Source organism: Brevibacterium sp. LAARM2_SD2 (genome assembly GCF_057364785.1).
In genome coordinates this window covers 48,942-64,976 of the sequence record NZ_JBNFOM010000006.1, presented here as the reverse complement: position 1 = coordinate 64,976, position 16,035 = coordinate 48,942, and the positions used below count along the sequence as shown (strand labels likewise).

The 16,035-nt window shown below is 66.9% G+C and carries 15 protein-coding genes; 9 read left to right on the top strand and 6 right to left on the bottom strand.

Going from position 1 to position 16,035, the window contains the following annotated elements; all coding sequences use genetic code 11:
- Positions 1 to 29 precede the first annotated feature (29 nt).
- From AC2W7K_RS05580 to AC2W7K_RS05550, 7 genes are all read left to right on the top strand, one after another.
- Positions 30 to 1,418 (top strand): SpaH/EbpB family LPXTG-anchored major pilin, encoded by a 1,389-nt coding sequence (locus AC2W7K_RS05580; protein WP_198500451.1) that lies wholly within the window; start codon positions 30 to 32, stop codon positions 1,416 to 1,418.
- 119 nt (positions 1,419 to 1,537) lie between these two features.
- Positions 1,538 to 2,494: a class C sortase gene (locus AC2W7K_RS05575; protein WP_198500452.1), complete on the top strand. Its 957-nt coding sequence runs from the start codon at positions 1,538 to 1,540 to the stop codon at positions 2,492 to 2,494.
- A gap of 51 nt (positions 2,495 to 2,545) precedes the next feature.
- On the top strand, positions 2,546 to 3,625 hold the full coding sequence (locus AC2W7K_RS05570; RefSeq protein ID WP_198500453.1) for a glycosyltransferase family 2 protein: 1,080 nt from the start codon (positions 2,546 to 2,548) through the stop codon (positions 3,623 to 3,625).
- Positions 3,622 to 4,542: a hypothetical protein gene (locus AC2W7K_RS05565; protein ID WP_232623826.1), complete on the top strand. Its 921-nt coding sequence runs from the start codon at positions 3,622 to 3,624 to the stop codon at positions 4,540 to 4,542. The genes AC2W7K_RS05570 and AC2W7K_RS05565 overlap by 4 nt, the downstream gene beginning before the upstream one ends.
- A gap of 103 nt (positions 4,543 to 4,645) precedes the next feature.
- Positions 4,646 to 5,107, top strand: a complete 462-nt coding sequence (locus AC2W7K_RS05560) for a DUF3151 domain-containing protein (protein WP_198500454.1) — start codon at positions 4,646 to 4,648, stop codon at positions 5,105 to 5,107.
- Positions 5,108 to 5,396: 289 nt separating this feature from the next.
- Positions 5,397 to 6,068 carry a DUF998 domain-containing protein gene (locus AC2W7K_RS05555; RefSeq protein WP_198500455.1) on the top strand — a complete coding sequence of 224 codons (672 nt, stop codon included), beginning with the start codon at positions 5,397 to 5,399 and terminating at the stop codon, positions 6,066 to 6,068.
- A 66-nt stretch (positions 6,069 to 6,134) separates the two neighbouring features.
- The gene (locus AC2W7K_RS05550; RefSeq protein WP_198500456.1) at positions 6,135 to 6,710 is read left to right on the top strand and encodes a MarR family winged helix-turn-helix transcriptional regulator; all 576 of its coding nucleotides are present in this window, start codon (positions 6,135 to 6,137) and stop codon (positions 6,708 to 6,710) included.
- A 71-nt stretch (positions 6,711 to 6,781) separates the two neighbouring features.
- On the opposite strand, the gene AC2W7K_RS05545 is transcribed toward AC2W7K_RS05550, so the two are convergent.
- From AC2W7K_RS05545 to AC2W7K_RS05520, 6 genes are all read right to left on the bottom strand, one after another.
- On the bottom strand, positions 6,782 to 9,016 hold the full coding sequence (locus tag AC2W7K_RS05545) for an MMPL family transporter (RefSeq protein WP_344258442.1): 2,235 nt from the start codon (positions 9,014 to 9,016) through the stop codon (positions 6,782 to 6,784).
- A gap of 224 nt (positions 9,017 to 9,240) precedes the next feature.
- Positions 9,241 to 10,722 carry a catalase gene (locus AC2W7K_RS05540; RefSeq protein ID WP_198500458.1) on the bottom strand — a complete coding sequence of 494 codons (1,482 nt, stop codon included), beginning with the start codon at positions 10,720 to 10,722 and terminating at the stop codon, positions 9,241 to 9,243.
- A 262-nt stretch (positions 10,723 to 10,984) separates the two neighbouring features.
- Entirely contained in the window at positions 10,985 to 11,362 is a 378-nt protein-coding gene (gene crcB, locus AC2W7K_RS05535; protein WP_198500459.1) for a fluoride efflux transporter CrcB, read from the bottom strand.
- Complete coding sequence (locus AC2W7K_RS05530) at positions 11,359 to 11,856, bottom strand: fluoride efflux transporter FluC (RefSeq protein ID WP_198500460.1); 498 nt, start codon at positions 11,854 to 11,856, stop codon at positions 11,359 to 11,361. The genes crcB and AC2W7K_RS05530 overlap by 4 nt, the downstream gene beginning before the upstream one ends.
- A gap of 398 nt (positions 11,857 to 12,254) precedes the next feature.
- Positions 12,255 to 12,584: a nuclear transport factor 2 family protein gene (locus tag AC2W7K_RS05525; RefSeq protein ID WP_198500878.1), complete on the bottom strand. Its 330-nt coding sequence runs from the start codon at positions 12,582 to 12,584 to the stop codon at positions 12,255 to 12,257.
- A 138-nt stretch (positions 12,585 to 12,722) separates the two neighbouring features.
- The gene (locus AC2W7K_RS05520; protein ID WP_198500461.1) at positions 12,723 to 13,478 is read right to left on the bottom strand and encodes an SDR family oxidoreductase; all 756 of its coding nucleotides are present in this window, start codon (positions 13,476 to 13,478) and stop codon (positions 12,723 to 12,725) included.
- Positions 13,479 to 13,591: 113 nt separating this feature from the next.
- On the opposite strand from AC2W7K_RS05520, the gene AC2W7K_RS05515 reads away from it, so the two are divergent.
- Entirely contained in the window at positions 13,592 to 14,293 is a 702-nt protein-coding gene (locus AC2W7K_RS05515) for a TetR/AcrR family transcriptional regulator (RefSeq protein ID WP_198500462.1), read from the top strand.
- A 207-nt stretch (positions 14,294 to 14,500) separates the two neighbouring features.
- Complete coding sequence (locus AC2W7K_RS05510; protein ID WP_198500463.1) at positions 14,501 to 16,024, top strand: SDR family oxidoreductase; 1,524 nt, start codon at positions 14,501 to 14,503, stop codon at positions 16,022 to 16,024.
- Positions 16,025 to 16,035: the final 11 nt, after the last annotated feature.

Genomic DNA, 16,035 nt, shown 5'->3' with positions numbered 1-16,035 from the left:
TGCGAACACACCGAAAGGAACAACCACTCATGAAGGCGTCTCTGTTCAAGCGCGTACGGTGGATCCCCGCCATTGCCGCAGCTGCTGCGCTGAGCCTCGTCGGCATCTCCGCTCCGGCTCAGGCTCAGGGTGCGGGAAACATCAACCCGAACACCCCCTCTTCCCTGACGATCCACAAGTACGACGGTGATCAGGGACCCCGCGGTGACGGCACCGAGCTCGGTGATACGTCGAATCTGGGCAACCCGCTCTCCGGCGTTGAGTTCACCATCACTCCCATCACCGAGCGCAACGGTCAGCCGATCGACCTCGACACCGATGCCGGTTGGAACCTCATCGACGGCGCCACAGTCGACCAGGTCAACGGCGGCAACGGCTACGTCAAAGGAACTCCGCAGCAGGTTGTCACCGGTGCTGACGGCACCGTGACAACCGGCCTGCCTCACGGTCTCTACCTTGTGGAAGAGACCGATCCGGGCGACAACAACATCGTTTCCCCGGCTCAGCCGTTCCTCGTCACCCTGCCCTTGCCGCAGACTGGCGGCAAGTGGCTCTACGACGTTCACGTCTACCCGAAGAACAAGATCAACGAGACGACTCCGACCAAGGAAGTCGAGCGCCCGAACGCTCTTGTGATCGGCAGCCAGGTGACGTGGACGATCACGGCCCCCGTTCCGCCGAAGGCCGCTGACGACACGTACCGGACGTTCACGATCACGGATAGGCTCGACCCGCGTCTGACTTGCGAGAGCGTCACACTCGAGGGCTTCGACCCCGCGGATTACACAGTCACGTGTAACGGTCAGACAGCGAACATCTCGATGAACGCATCAGGTCTGGCGAAGCTCAACGCTGGCGACAACGTCGTCATGAAGGTCGTCACCACCGTCGATTCCCTCGGCGATAACGGAGTCATCGAGAACGAGGCCGTTGTCAACACCAATGGTTCCTCGGTCACGACGAACAAGCCCTCGACGAACTGGGGTCCGCTCGAGATCCTCAAGTATGCGGATAATGATGAGTCGGCGACCCTGGCTGGTGCGGTCTTCGAGATCTACGAAGAGCGCGATGGCACGACCCCCGTCGGAACCATCACCACCGGCGACAACGGTCGTGCGTCGATCACCCTGTGGGTCGGCAGCAACGATGTCCAGTCCAAGGAATACTGGATAAAGGAGACCAAGGCGCCTGCCGGCTACACCCTGCCTCAGGATCCGTGGACCTCGGTCAATGTTGAAGCCAACGGTGAAGCCACTCCGACTCTAGTGAAGATCTCGAACAAGCAGAAGGACCGTGGCGAACTGCCGTTCACGGGTGCCAATGGTCAGCTCATGCTCACCATCCTCGGCATCGCTCTACTGATGCTCGCGATCGGTGCGGGAATCGTCCGCTACACCCGCCGGGCTCGCCAGAGCTGAGTGCGACGTCGCCTCTGACCGGCGGAGATGATCCGCCGCGTCAGCGGTGACACCCCGAGGCCGGGTGACGTTCACGTCACCCGGCCTCGAACCATAAGAACCAAGAGATACGTGGAGCCATGACCGCAACCCTCACCGAACCCGCACCCTCGGGCCCTCCGCCGCAGAAGCAGAAGTGGAAGCTGTCCGTCCCGGCAGCGATCATCGCTGTGCTCGGCCTCCTCGGCGCGTGCGTGTGGACCTATCCGATGATGGCGGCATGGATCACCCAGCTCGACCAGTCCGAGGTCATTCAGAACGCGACGACGACCGAAGACCCCAACGCTCCGCACAACGCGAAGCAGCTCAAGCTCGCCGAGGAGTACAACGCGAAGCTCGAAGCCGGCGGCGCCTCCGTGCAGGCCAATGAGCGCATTCCTCAGTGGCAGGGTGATGACGGCATCACCGATCTCAACTACAACGAGATCCTCACGAGCCCGAAGACGGATGTGATGTCGCGCATCCAGATTCCCAAGATCGACCTCGACCTGCCGATCTACCACGGCACCTCCGATGAGACGCTGCTGCGCGGCATCGGCCACCTCGAGGGCACCGCACTGCCGGTGGGCGGAGTCGGCAACAACTCGGTCGTCACCGGGCACCGTGGGCTCGCAGAAGCGGAGATGTTCACGAACCTCAACAAGATCGACAAGGGCGACTACTTCACGTTCAACACCTTCGGTCGGATCATCACCTACAAGGTCATCGAGACCAAGATCGTCGATCCTGACCAGACGGAGACCCTCGACGCGATCCCCGGCAAGGACCTGGCCACCCTCGTCACCTGCACCCCGTTGGGCATCAATACGCAGCGGATCCTCGTCATCGGCGAACGTGTCATCCCGACACCACCCGACGCCCTCGAAGACGCCCAGAACCCGCCCGACATCCCCGGCTTCCCGTGGTGGGCGGTCATCATGGGCGGAGCGGCTGTCGCCGCCGGTGGCTACATCTGGTTCGCAGGACGCCCCGTCAAGCCGCGCAAGGGACCGACCGACACCGACGCCGAACCGGACTTCGCCGGCCCCAAGCACTGATCCTCAACCGTCTGAGCGCCGTTGGCACGCGCATATGGGAGGATTGAGGGCGTGGCAAAAGTTCTCCAGATCCTCACCCCCGACGGCCTTCCTCCCCTCGCAGACCAGCCCGGTGTCTCGTTCATCATGCCGGTGCTCAACGAGGCCGAACACATCGAACAGGCGATCACGACGATCCTCTCCCAGGACTACGACGGGCAGAAGGAGATCGTCCTGGCGCTTGGCCCCTCGACGGATGAGACGAACGCGATAATCACGCGCATGGCCGCCACCGACCCGCGCATCCAGACCGTCGACAACCCCGATGCCGCCACCCCCCTCGGTCTCAATCGGGCCTTCGCCCACACGCGGCACCCAGTGATCATCCGCGTCGACGCACATTCGGGACTCGAGCCCGATTACACGCGACAGGCGATCGAGACCCTGCGGGCGACACGCGCCGCGAACTGCGGCGGTCTCATGCGCGCCCGCGGGAAGACGGCCTTCCAGAAGGCCGTGGCCCGCGCCTACATGTCGCCCATCGGCCTCGGCGGACCGGCCTACCACTCCGGGGACGAGGCCGGTGAGGCGGAGTCGGCCTACCTCGGCGTCTATCGACGAGAGGTCTTCGAAGCACTCGGCGGCTTCGACGAGGACATCAAACGCGGACAGGACTGGGAGCTCAACCTCCGCATCCGCTCGGCCGGGGGCCGGATCTGGTTCAACCCCGATATGGAGGTCACGTACTGGCCGCGCGGATCGTGGTCGAAGATCGCCCGCCAGTTCTGGGCCACGGGCATCTGGCGGGCCGAACTCATCCGCCGCTACGGGTCGAAGAACTCGCTGCGCTACTTCGCGCCGCCGCTGCTCGTCCTCGGCATGACCGCGAGCGTCATCGAGGCCCTCCTGCAGCTGAGCGGCCGGACGAAGACGTGGCCGAAGTTCCTGCGCCGCTTCACCTCCCTCGTCCACGTCCCGAGCTTCACCTATGTCGCGGGCATCATCGCAGCCGCGGGTGCGGCGAAGGACTGCGGGATTCGGGAGCGCTTCTGGTTCGGCATCGTCCTGCCCACCATGCACCTGAGCTGGGGGGCGGGCTTCCTCCGCGGCCTCGTCACCGGTGCCGGAGCGACGAAGGACGGCAGCCGATGAGCCGTCGGAAGCGGAGCAACTCGGCCGATCACGGGAAGGACAAGGATAACCTCGCGGAGGGCCGCCTCGGCGAGGATGACATGAGCAACGATCGCATCCCGATGCCCGAGCGGCCGGAGCCGAGGACATTCAACGCTCCGCTGTGGGCCGGTGCCGTGGTCGTCATCGCTGTCGTCGCCGTTCTCCTCGTCAACGTCTTCGGACACAAGGAGACGCTCACCGTCGACGCCCTCAACCCGCCCGCGGTCGCCGCACTCGACGGCGGTTCCGAGGTCTACCCCGCGAACTCCGAGCTCGCATTCACGGAGAACGTCAAGTTCGGGTACCTGCCCGCGCCCACGCTCGCCGTCCTCGGTGACGGCACCGTCGTCGCCGCCGACCCGGAGACCGCGGCCGAGACGATGGGCCTGAGCAACGGACTCGAGGGGCTGACGTCCGCGCAGTTCCTCGACCGCACGATCACGCCGCCGCGAGAGGACACCGAACTGGGCATACCGGTGACGTGGGACAAGCTCGTCGGCGACGTCGCCGGCAGCACCGTCATCCTCCCGCTCATCTCCGACTCCGCCACCGCGGGTCCGGCGCTGGAGACGATCGCCGAGGCGGATATGGCGGCCTCGGCGATCGTGCGCACCGCCGATCCGACCGTGGCGCGCGCGGCCGCGGATGCCGGGATCGACGCGATGTTCGTCGGGGACACGTCGACGGCGAACCCGGAGGACCTCACCGCTGCGGGGTACACGATGATCGCTGTGCCGAGCGACGCCGTGGTGAGGTGGAACGAGTCCGACCTCACGGTGTGGGCCACCGACATCGCCGACAAGCAGCAGCTCGACGCGCTCGCCGACCAGGGGATCCTCGGGGCGCTGAGCACGAACCCGTATGCGATCCAACCTTCGGCGGTGAAGACGGACTGACCGACGACCAGACTGAGGACACACTGATCTGACCGCGCACCGATCCGACACCGCACTGATCTGACACTGACACCGACCATCCGATCGACGACCAGGAGAGACCATGACGCAGCCCATCGGCAACCCCTCGCACATCGGCAACCTCAACGCCGGACAGCTCGGCCCGCAGCCGACGTTCCTGCCCGATGACCACCCCGACGTCGAGGCGAAGCGCCGTCTCGACGCCGGTGAGGAGGCCCTCGACATCGTCGCCGACCTGCCCGCCTCGTCGCTGGCCTGGGCCGTGCTCGCCGACGAAGCTCGCGGCGAGGGCCGCATGGTCGACTCCTACGCCTACGCCCGCGTCGGCTACCACCGCGGACTCGACGCTCTGCGCTCCGCCGGCTGGCGCGGCGCCGGACCGATTCCGTGGTCGCACGAGGTCAACCGCGGATTCCTCCGCGCGCTCTACGCCCTCGGTCGCGCCTCGGCCGGCATCGGGGAGAGCGAAGAGGCCGCACGCATCGAGGAGTTCCTCCGCTCCTCCGACCCGACGGCGATCGACGCGATCACCGCGGGGAAGTGAGCTGGGGTTTCGCGCGAGGGTGGGGCGCGATCACTGCGGGAGTGAGGCGAGGCGTTCCCGCCGACGCCCGTGGCCGCCGAATCGTGGCCGCCGAGCATTGCCCGCGCCCCCACCTGCTCCATCCGCGCGGGGTCACCGTCGTCTGCCTCCTGCGCACCGTCATCCGGGGGGTGACCGGCTTCACGCTTGAGCGCTGTGGCGCCCGGTTGCGCGCGTCCCATGACCTCATCGGATCCAAGGGCTCGTTCATCGCTCACCCGACCTGGCACATCTTTCAGGTGCGGAAGCGGTGACCGGGGTCGACGAGAACCGAGGGTGGTCGCTGCTGCCGACAGGGGTCCTCTGGATCATCGCCCCTCTGTGGTACCTCCTGTGCGAGGCGATCACCGCACGTGCCTTCCCCGGATACAGCTACGCCACGTTCTACATCAGCGACCTCGGGGTTCCGGGCAGAGCGACTTTCCAAGGACGCGAACTCGCCTCGCAGATTCCGCAGGTGATGGACGCCGGGTTCATTGGCCAGGGTCTGCTCTTCTTCCTGGGCCTTGTTCTCGCGATGCCTGCGCTGAGACCCGGGATCGGGCGAATCGCCTTCGTCGTCGTCGGATGCCTCCATGCTGCGGGCATCGTGCTCGTCGGCCTCGTGCCGGGTTCGCCGGAGAACGTCGCGAACGGTCTCATCGTCGTCCACGTCCTCGGTGCGGTCGCTGCGATCCTCGGTGGCAACTGTGCAGCGATCCTTTCGGTCGGGCCGCTGCGGGATCTGGGGCGGGTGCGCTGGAGCGGTCCGGGGCTCGGGGCACTGGGCATCCTCAGCGGGCTTCTGCTCACGGCCCTTGTGCTCATGCCCGACGGAGTATGGGAGCGCGGGTCGGTGTATGCGTTCCTCGCCTGGGAGCTCATCATCGGGTCGGTGATCTGTCTGTCGTCGCCGCGCTTGCGCAGGGGCCGTGAGCGATGAGGCGATAGGATTGTCCGGTATACGCAGGGTTCGGCAGAGAGCCGAGGCAAGTGTGAGAGGCAGGCGATGGAAAGCGACGCCGTGGAGCGGTCGGCCGTCTACGACGTCGACGCGAGCGATCCGCAGGCCAGGCTCGTCGATCGAGCAGGGATGGAGCCGGTCGACATCGAGCAGATCACTGAACTCATGACCGCATTCGGCGAACTCCGCGACGCCGAACAGGCGCTCTCGGAAGCCTCGCGCCGCTACATGCACCTCAACGCTACGGACATGAGGGCCCTCCACTACCTCATCATCTGCCGACACCGTGATGTTCTCGGCACCCCGCGCGGCATCGCCGACCATCTGGCGATCACGCCGGCGGCAACGACAAAGCTGCTCGACCGGCTTGAGCGGGGAGGCCACATCACCCGCGCCCCGCATCCGCACGACCGCCGCGCCCAGGCGATCTCGATCACCCTGGAGACCTACACCTCGGCGATGGAGACCGTGGGCCGTGCCCAGTCGCAGCGATTCCACGCCGCCGCCCGGCTCTCCCGAGACGAACGAGAGACCGTCATCCGCTTCCTCCGCGACACGAAGGACGAGATCACCTCCGCCGGCGAGTCGTGGACTGCCGAGGCGGACGACTCCGCGACCTGAGATCGCCACGGCGAGAGCGACGGTATCCTGCGGCGGCCCGGGACGTCGCTGCCGGACAGCTGCGGCGAGTCTCAATGCTGTGTCAGCAGCCTCGTCGCTGACCTCTGCGAGACGCGGCGCGGACTGAAAGACGGGTCGTCGGTGTCGGAGGGCCGACCGCGATGGAACCGCCCGGCCAAGCGTGAGGGCCACCAGATGCAGTCGCCGATCCAGATCGCCAGGGCGGGAACAAGGAGCGTGCGCACGATGAGCGCATCGAGGAGCACGCCGAGGGAGACGATGATCGCCAGTTGCAGGAGGAACTGGATCGGGATGACGATGAGAGCGGCGAACGTCGCGGCCAGGACGACCCCGGCGCTCGTGATCACTCCGCCTGTCACCGACAGTCCTCGCAGCGTGCCCTGCCCGGTGCCGTGTTCCAGGGACTCCTCACGCACCCGGGTCATGAGGAAGATGGTGTAGTCGATGCCGAGCGCGACGAGGAAGACGAACGCGTAGAGCGGTACCGAGGGATCCGACTGCGGCTGCCCGATGAACTGGAAGATCACCGCGCTCAGCCCCAACGCCGTGCCGAAGCTGAGCACCGTGGTGGCCAGCAGCACGACCGGAGCGACGAGCGAGCGCAGCAGGAGTGCGAGCATGATCGTGATGACGACAAGGACGATCGGGATGATCACCGCCCGGTCGCGCACCGAGGTGTCGTTGGTGTCGAGGTCGACCGCGGTGCTGCCGCCGACGAGCGCATCTGAGGACTCGAGGCCCTCGCGCATATCGCGGATCGTCTGTTCGGCCTCGAGCGAGTCAGCGGGGTCGGACAGGGTGACGGAGAACATCAGCTGCCCGTCGATCTCGGTCGGCTCGGCGGCATCTGAACCGCGAGGGCCTTCGGCGGAGACCTCACCGGTCTCGTCGACGGGGATCGTCCCGGCCGGCGAGTCCTGGGCGACGAGGGCGAGACTGTCGACGCCCTCGGTGCCGGCGATGGCGGCGGCCACTTCGGCGCGCTCATCCGCCTCGGCGAGGACGTAGGCCGGGGTGCCCGACCCGCCGGAGAAGTGACGGTCGATGACCTCCTGGCCGTCGCGGGCCTGGGAGGATCCGAGGACGAACTCGTTCTGCGGAACCCCTTGTGCGTCGAGGAGGAGCAGACCCCCGCAGCCGAGGATGAGCACGACGGTGACCCCGGCGGCCATCCGTTTCGGAGCGCCCGCAACGGTGCGGCCCATGCGCGCCCAGATCCCGGTCGCCTCGGCGCCGGTGAGGATCGGATGAGCCGACCCGAACTTCGGGGCCCTGGGCCAGAACGCCACCCGGCCGGCGGCGATGAGGAGGGCGGGCAGGAACGTCAGCGAGGTCAGGACCGCGCAGACGATGCCGACGGCGGCGACGGGCCCGAGCGCCGAGTTCGATCCCAGGTCGGAGAGCAGCAGGCAGAGCAGGCCGACGATGACGGTGCCCCCGGAGGCCGCGATCGGCTCACACACTCCGCGCACGGCGCGGACGGCGGCGTGGAACGGCAGCCGATTGTCACTCAGCTCTTCGCGGTAGCGGGCGATGCAGAGCAGCGAGTAGTCCGTGGCGGCGCCGATGACGAGGATGAAGAGAATGCCCTGCACCTGCCCGTTGAGAGTGACGAGGTCGGCACGGGCGAGGGCGACGTTGATGAGCACCGCGGCGCACAGCGCCGTCATCGAACTGAGGAGCACGAGGATCGGCAGCAGGGGAGAGCGGTAGACGATGATGAGGATGACGAAGACGACGGCGAGAGCGACGAGGAGGAGGATCCCGTCGATCCCACCGAACGCCTCCTGCAGGTCGGCGGTGAACCCCGCCGGTCCGGACACCCACACGCCGAGGTCGTCGGGCAGGATGTCGGCGGACTCGGCTTCCAGTGCGGTCACGGCATCACCGATCTCCGCATCTGCGGGCACCGCGACGACGAGCTGGGCGGCGTCCCCGTCGTCGGCGGGAATGACGGGGGAGGTGGAGGCGCCGTCAATGACGTTCTCGGCACGCTCGCCGAGGCGCTCGAGGGCTGTCAGGTCATCGTCGGTGAGGCCGCCGGTGCGTTCGGCGATGACGATCGCGGGGATGGCGTCGGACCCGGTGAAGGTGGTGATTTCGGCCTGCACCCGGGTCGATTCGGCGCTGTCGGGGAGGAAGCTCGAACGTTCGTCGGAAGCGACGTCGCTGATGTCGCCGAAGCTCATGCCGCCGACACCGAAGACGGCGAGCCAGATGAGAATGAGGACGGTGGGGATGAGGATCCGGAGGGCCCGTGGCGGTCGCGCGGCAGGTTCGAACATGCCGCCAGTATTTCACTAAGTTAACTAAATTGCCAAGCGTTTGTCGTGTCCGATCCGCCGCCGGTGCGAGCTGACGCCCGCGCGAACCGCGCCCATGCTGAACCGGGGACGGGCGAAGCGCCCGGCCACCCGCTGCCCCTGTGTGGGGAGAGGGCGACCGGACGCTTGTCGTCGAGGCGTGGGCGACGCGGGTCGTCAGCGTGAGACCAGGACGCGGTCAGGTCTCACTGACCGCGGTACTTGGCCTCGATGGCCTGGCCGACCTCGTCGTCGATGTTCTTCCAGTAGGCGAACACGTTGGAGAGCACCGGCTCTTCGACGTCGGCTCGCAGCATGTCGACGACCGTGTCGACGAGGTCGGCACGCTCCTGCTCGGTGTAGACCTCGCGGACAAGGGTATGAGCCTGTCCGAAGTCATCGTCGTCGCGGTGGAGCGTGTAAGCGCTGCGGACGAGTTCGCCATCGGCCTCCCAGCCGTTGTCGACGACGCCCTGCGTGTCCTGATACGCGCGACCATACGAGTTGGGGGCGTACACGGGGGCAGCGCCGGTGTGGTGATACTGCATGTGCCCTTCCTTGTCGTAGTTGTTCGTCTTCACGACGGGTGCGTTGACCGGCAGCTGGTTGAAGTTCGTGCCGATCCGGTTGCGCTGGGCATCCGGATAGGAGAAGACGCGACTGAGCAGCATCTTGTCCGGTGAGACACCAGTGCCCGGCACCGAGTTCGACGGGCTGAAGGCCGCCTGCTCGATCTGCGCGAAGTGGTTGATCGGGTTCTGGTTGAGGGTGAAGCGACCGACCTCGTGGAGCGGGTAGTCCTTCTTCGACCAGATCTTCGTGAGATCGAACGGGTTGAAGCGGTAGTCCTTCGCCTCGGCGTAGGGCATGATCTGGACGGAGAGCGTCCACGACGGGAAGTCCCCGCGCTCGATGGATTCGAAGAGGTCGCGGCGGTGGATGTCGGCATCCTCGCCCGCGAGCTTCGCGGCTTCCTCGTTGCTCATGTTCTCCACGCCCTGGTCGGTGTGGAAGTGGTACTGGACCCAGAAGCGCTCGCCGGCCTCGTTGACCCACATGTACGTATGCGAGGAGTAGCCGTTCATGTTCCGCCAGGTCTTGGGCAGACCGCGCGGTCCCATGAGGTAGGCAACCTGGTGGGCCGACTCCGGGGAGAGCGACCAGAAGTCCCACTGCATGTTCGGGCTGCGCAGACCTGAATCGGGCAGGCGCTTCTGAGAGTGGATGAAGTCGGGGAACTTCATCGGGTCGCGGACGAAGAAGACCGGCGTGTTGTTGCCGACCATGTCGAAATTGCCGTCCTCGGTGTAGAACTTCAGGGAGAAGCCCCGGACGTCGCGCCACGAGTCGGGGGAACCGAGCTCACCGGCGACGGTGGAGAAGCGGGCGAGCATCGGAGTCGTCGTACCCGGCTGGAGGAACGCCGCCTTCGTGTACTGCGAGACATCCTGGGTGACGACGAACTCGCCGAAGGCACCGGAACCCTTCGCGTGCGGGCTGCGCTCGGGGACGCGTTCGCGGTCGAAGCGGGCGAGTTTCTCGACCAACGCCACGTCATGGAGCAGCAGGGGCCCGTCGGGCCCCACGCTCAGCGAGTGGGCATCCGACTGCCGCTCGGCACCCTCCTCCGTGGTGGACGGCTTCTTCGGATCGAACCAGGCATCGACTTGTTCTTCAGGCGTGGGCATATCTGCTCTCCATTCACATCGCTGTTGACGAGGACCGATCGACGCGTGAAGAGACTTCACGCAGCCATCTCTGACTCCACTCTAGGACCGGGTCGGCTCACCGGCCAACACGGATCGAGGGGACTCTCAGTCTGGGCAGCGAACCGGCACTGGCCGCGTGATACCTGGTCGACTGCGAGGATTTAGGCAACACGTGTCTTGTCGAAATGCGACGGTTTCGGCAGTGAGCGGGTTCGCCGCGTCGCAGACCCGGCCTCCGGCGTCAGGCGAGCCCGCCCAGCCACAGCCCCAATCCTGCCGCGGCGGTCGCGACCACGAGCGTGCCGAGGGCGCTGACGGCGCTGATCACCCACGTGCGCTCCTGGAGGAGGCGCACCGTTTCGAAGCTCGCCGTCGAGAAGGTCGTATACCCGCCGAGGAAGCCGGTGCCGATGACGAGGAACCATGCAGTGGGCAGGAGCTGCCCGGCCGCGAGCCCGGTGAGGTACCCGAGGACGAGTGACCCGGAGACATTGATCGCGATCGTCCCCCACGGCGTCGACCCGCGCAGACGCGCCTTGATCAGCCCGTCGAGAACCATCCGCGCCACCGCGCCGAGCCCACCGGCCACGGCGATCGTCGCGAACACGAGCGCCGTCATCGTGATCCTCCCTCGTCCCAGTTCGCCGAGGCGGTGCCGGGTCGTCCGGCGGAATCGTCGGCCGTCGTCTCCACCGCAGCAGGGTTGGGCCGGTGCGTGAGCGAGCCGATCGCGATGCCCGCCCACGTCGCAAGCCCGCCGAGGACCACCGTGCCCAGTCCGTAGGCGAGCCCGGTCCTCACCCCGCCGTCGCCGAGGAGGCCCGCGGTGTCCGCGGCCAGCGCGCTGTACGTCGTGAACCCGCCCATGAAGCCGGTGCCGAGAAGGATCCGCAGCATCCGGCGCCGCCCCTCATCCGGACCGCGGCGGGCGAGGGCATCGAGGAGCAGCCCGAGGAGGAACGCGCCGACGAGGTTGATTGCGACGATCGCGATCGGCATCCCGCCTGCTGCGGGGAGGAGCCGGCTGAGCCCCTCGCGGGCGGCGGTGCCGAGCGTACCGCCGATGAACGCAAGACCGAGGTGGGAGGCGCGGAGGTGCACGGGCCGGCTCATGCGCGCCCCGCGGTCCGCAGCGGCACGACGACGAGCGGGCGCTGCTGATGCTGGGCGAGCTGGATGGCGACCGAGTCTTCGAAGAACTCTTGGAGCGACCCTCGCAGCCCCGCCGACGACGATGCGCGCCCGCGGGGTACGGGAGTCGGGGGCTGGATGCGGGGTGGTGTCGGGTGCGGGACTCACGGATGTCCTACCTTTCGGGCATGCTGGTGCCGGTCAAGGTAGGGACTGTTGTCGGGCACCCCGGGTGAGGGTGCGGGTCCGAGGTTGGGTACGGCGAGCCCCACCGCCGTGACGCGCATGCGCCACTGCCATTGTGGCACACGCGCATGGGGCGGTGGGGCTCGGTTCGTGCGGCGGCTCGGACGGAAATGCCGTGGCCCGGGTTCCTGCGGTCAGCCCTCGCGGATCGTCATCGAGGTGATGAGGTGGCCATCGGTGATGAACGTGAAGGCGGAGCGACCGTTGGCGTGGTTCGAGCGCCAGTCGCCGATGACGGTGACGGCATTGCCGTCGACGCTGACCTCTTCGGGGGTGAGGGTGGGTTCGGAGCCGATGAACTCGGTGTCACTCCACGCTTTGATCTCGTCGCGGCCGGTGAAGGTCCGGCCCCAGTCGTCGACGGTGGCATCAGGGGCGAGAGCGTCGAGGAAGCCCTGGCCGTCGTGGGCATTGACGATCTCGATGAAGTCGGAGACGGGGTGGGGGATGGGCTGGTCGGTCATCATCTCTCCTCGGTTGTGTCGGTGCCGCGGTGTCGGTGTGCGGTCGGGATGCCTGTGATGGGTCGGTTCTCAGCGTAGGGGTGCGCAGGGTCGGTGGGAAAGGAACGCGCCCTTCTCTGTTCGCGCCGGTCTGCCGACTCAGCGGGTCGTGTAGCCGCCGTTGGCGAAGATCGTCTGCCCGGTGATCCACCAACCGTCGGTGGCGAGGAAGCGGACGATGGGGGCGATGTCCTCGATCTGCGTGAGCTGGCCGCCCATCGCCTGGGACTTGTGGAACTCGACGCGCTCGGGGGTCTCCTGCCCGTAGAAGAACGGGGTGTCCATCGGGCCGGGGGCGACCGCCGTGACCGAGATGCCGCGATCGGCAAACTCCTTCGCCGCGGCTCGAGTGAAGTGCTCGACAGGGCTCTTGCCGCCGGCGTAGGTCGAGTAGCCGTCGGTGAAGGCACCGAGCAACGCGGTGACAATCGTGATGATCGCACCGTCATCGACAAGGTGCCTGCCCGCCTCTTTGATGAAGAAGTATGCGGCCTTCGCGTTGATGTCGAACATGGAATCGTACTCGGCCTCGGTCGTCTCCACGATCGGCTTGCGCAGCACCTTCCCGACCGTGTTGACCGCGACGGCGATGGGACCCAGCGCCGAGGCGGCATCGGCGAACAGGGCCGCGACCGCCTCCGGGTGGGTGAGGTCACCGGTGAGGAGGACGCCCTTGGTGCCGGTGGCTTCGACGGCTGCGAGAGTCTCCTCGGCCTCGGGTCGGGAGGACTCGGAGTTGAAGTGGATGGCGACGTTGGCGCCCGCCTCGGCGGCCTGGCGGGCGATGAGTCCACCAAGATTCTTGCCGCCCCCGGCGATGAGGACGTTCCTGCCATTGAGGGTGCGTGCGGTCATGACTGCTCCTTGCATTTCGGTGATCGGTGTGGTGCTGCTCTTCGGTTGTGCAGTGCCGATTATGTACCAGCGATACATAAAGCTATTGCAACAGTACACGATAAGATCGCGATGTGACAGAGGAGACTTCATCCGATACGCGGACCCGGCTGCTCAACGCCGCCGCGGACCTCATCGCGGCGGCGCCCGGCGAGGATTTCTCGCTGCGCGCGGTCTGTGACGCCGTCGGAGTGAAGATGCCGACGCTCTACCATTTCTTCGGCAGCAAACAGGGACTCATCGAGGCCGTCATCGACCGCGGCTTCGAGATGTATCTTGCGACGAAGTCCGCTTCCGAGCCCGCTGCCGCTGATCCCATTCAGGCGCTGCGGCAGGGCTGGGACGCCCATGTCGCCTTCGGTCTGGACAATCCCGGGTTCTACACCCTCATGTACGGCAAGGTCCGGCCCGGCTATTCACCCGAGGCACAGTCGAAGCCGAGTGAAATGCTCCGCGCGCTGGCGAAGCGGGCCGAGGACGAGGGTCGCCTCGTCGTCGGGTACGAGCAGGCCGCAGCACATGTCCTTGCGACGAACATCGGCGTGACCCTGCGTCTGATCATCCTCGGCCGCGACGACCCGAAGCTCTCCGCCGACGTGCGCGAAGGCGTGCTCGCGGCGATCACCGGTACGGGACCAGGTCCGCGCGACGACGAGACGGCTGATTGCCGACTCGGGCACACGGTCATCGAACGGGCGGCTGCACACCCCGAGATCCTCGGCGAGACCGAGACTCAGCTGCTCATCCAATGGATCGGCCGCCTCGGCGCGGGATGAGCACCGGGAATGCGGGATGATTCCCGGGGATCCGAAACGATTCCCGGGGTCCGAAAGTCAGGGCACCCTGTGCTCAGCGTCCTCGCGGCGAGTGTAATGTGGGTCACCAGGGCTGTTGCACGATCTCGCGGCGATGGCAGCACACCCTGCCGTGAGAGCAGGCCGCGGTGACGGTGACCGTCACGTCGAATCGATTGTGGGGGCCGTATGAACGACGCAGACGAGTCGGTCGAGACGATTCCGGTCGCCGAAGTGCCGCGCACCGTTCTCGTGCTCGGTGCCACCGGGTACATCGGCGGCCGCCTCGTCCCCCGCCTCCTCCAGGCCGGGCATTCGGTGCGCGTCGGGGTTCGTTCACCTCAGAAGCTCAAGGCCGTCCCATGGACCGATGACGTGGAGATCGTCACCGTCGATCTCGACGACGGAACCGGCCTCTCCGAGGCGGTCGCCGGGATCGATGTCATCGAATACCTCGTCCATTCGATGGGGTCCGGCCGGGACTTCGAGACGAAGGAAGCCGAAGCCGCCCGCCGCCTCGCCGATGCGGCTGCTGCGGCCCACGTCGACCGCATCGTCTACCTCGGCGGGCTTCATCCGGACTCCGACCACCTGTCCGTGCACATGCGCTCCCGGGCCAAGGTCGGTGAGATCTTCCTCGACTCCCCGACCGCCGCCATCGTCTTCCAGGCCGGGATCATCATCGGCTCCGGCTCGGCGTCGTTCGAGATGATCCGCCACCTCGCAGAGACGCTGCGGTGGATGCCTGCCCCGGACTGGGTGGCCAACAAGGTCGAACCGATCTCCGTGCGCGACGCCCTGTACTACCTCGTCGCCGCCGCCTCGGTGCCGGGGAACATCAACCGCACTCTCGACATCGGGTCCCGAGATGTCCTCACCTATGCCGAGGTGATGAAGGAGTTCGCCCGGATCGCAGGCCTGCCATCCCGCCACGTCATCGCCCTGCCGCTGCCGGCGGCGAAGCTCTCCGGGATCTGGGTGGGCCTGGTCACCCCGCTCCCCTTCAGCCTCACTCTCCCGCTCGTCCAATCCCTGCAGGAGGATGCGGTGACGGACGATCACGACATCGACGAGGTCATTCCACCCCCGACCTCGGGTCTGAAGACCTACGAAGAGGCGGTGCGCCTGGCCCTGCGTCGCGAGACCGAGGGCGCGGTCGATACCAACTGGGACGCGGATTCCGGGGTGCTCGAACAGGCCGCGAAACCTCTGCCCAACGATGCGCAGTGGGCGGGGCGGCGCCGGTTCGAAGACGACCGCACTCGACTCATGCCGGGCCTCGACGTCGCCGACGTGTGGGCGGTCATCGTCGGCATCGGCGGGGCCAATGGCTGGTACTCGTGGCCACTGGCGTGGAGGATCCGCGGAGTGTGGGACAAGGTGGTCGGCGGTGCCGGACTCAACCGGGGACGCCGGCTGCCCGACTCCCTGCGTCTGGGTGATCCGCTCGACTGGTGGCGGGTCGCGCTCATCGAACCCGAATCACGACTCGTCCTCTCCGCGGAGATGAAGGTGTCGGGCAACGCGTGGCTCGAATTCGCCGTCCGCCAGGAGGGAACGGCCACGCGCTACCGGCAGCGGGCGATCTTCATCCCCTCGGGTCTGCGCGGGCGCCTCTACTGGGTATTCGTCTCCCCCTTCCACCGGTTCATCTTCCCCGCCATGGCCAAGAACATCGAGAAGGCCGCCCGGGCCCGGCCGAAGTCGCACTGACTCCCGTCCCA

Bases quoted from the DNA above. Each gene is read 5' to 3' on its own strand.
- AC2W7K_RS05580 (WP_198500451.1), top strand. From the start codon at position 30: ATGAAGGCGTCTCTGTTCAAGCGCGTACGGTGGATCCCCGCCATTGCC.
- AC2W7K_RS05575 (WP_198500452.1), top strand. From the start codon at position 1,538: ATGACCGCAACCCTCACCGAACCCGCACCCTCGGGCCCTCCGCCGCAG.
- AC2W7K_RS05565 (WP_232623826.1), top strand. From the start codon at position 3,622: ATGAGCCGTCGGAAGCGGAGCAACTCGGCCGATCACGGGAAGGACAAG.
- AC2W7K_RS05560 (WP_198500454.1), top strand. From the start codon at position 4,646: ATGACGCAGCCCATCGGCAACCCCTCGCACATCGGCAACCTCAACGCC.
- AC2W7K_RS05550 (WP_198500456.1), top strand. From the start codon at position 6,135: ATGGAAAGCGACGCCGTGGAGCGGTCGGCCGTCTACGACGTCGACGCG.
- AC2W7K_RS05545 (WP_344258442.1), bottom strand. From the start codon at position 9,016: ATGTTCGAACCTGCCGCGCGACCGCCACGGGCCCTCCGGATCCTCATC.
- AC2W7K_RS05540 (WP_198500458.1), bottom strand. From the start codon at position 10,722: ATGCCCACGCCTGAAGAACAAGTCGATGCCTGGTTCGATCCGAAGAAG.
- crcB (WP_198500459.1), bottom strand. From the start codon at position 11,362: ATGACGGCGCTCGTGTTCGCGACGATCGCCGTGGCCGGTGGGCTCGGC.
- AC2W7K_RS05530 (WP_198500460.1), bottom strand. From the start codon at position 11,856: ATGAGCCGGCCCGTGCACCTCCGCGCCTCCCACCTCGGTCTTGCGTTC.
- AC2W7K_RS05525 (WP_198500878.1), bottom strand. From the start codon at position 12,584: ATGACCGACCAGCCCATCCCCCACCCCGTCTCCGACTTCATCGAGATC.
- AC2W7K_RS05520 (WP_198500461.1), bottom strand. From the start codon at position 13,478: ATGACCGCACGCACCCTCAATGGCAGGAACGTCCTCATCGCCGGGGGC.
- AC2W7K_RS05510 (WP_198500463.1), top strand. From the start codon at position 14,501: ATGAACGACGCAGACGAGTCGGTCGAGACGATTCCGGTCGCCGAAGTG.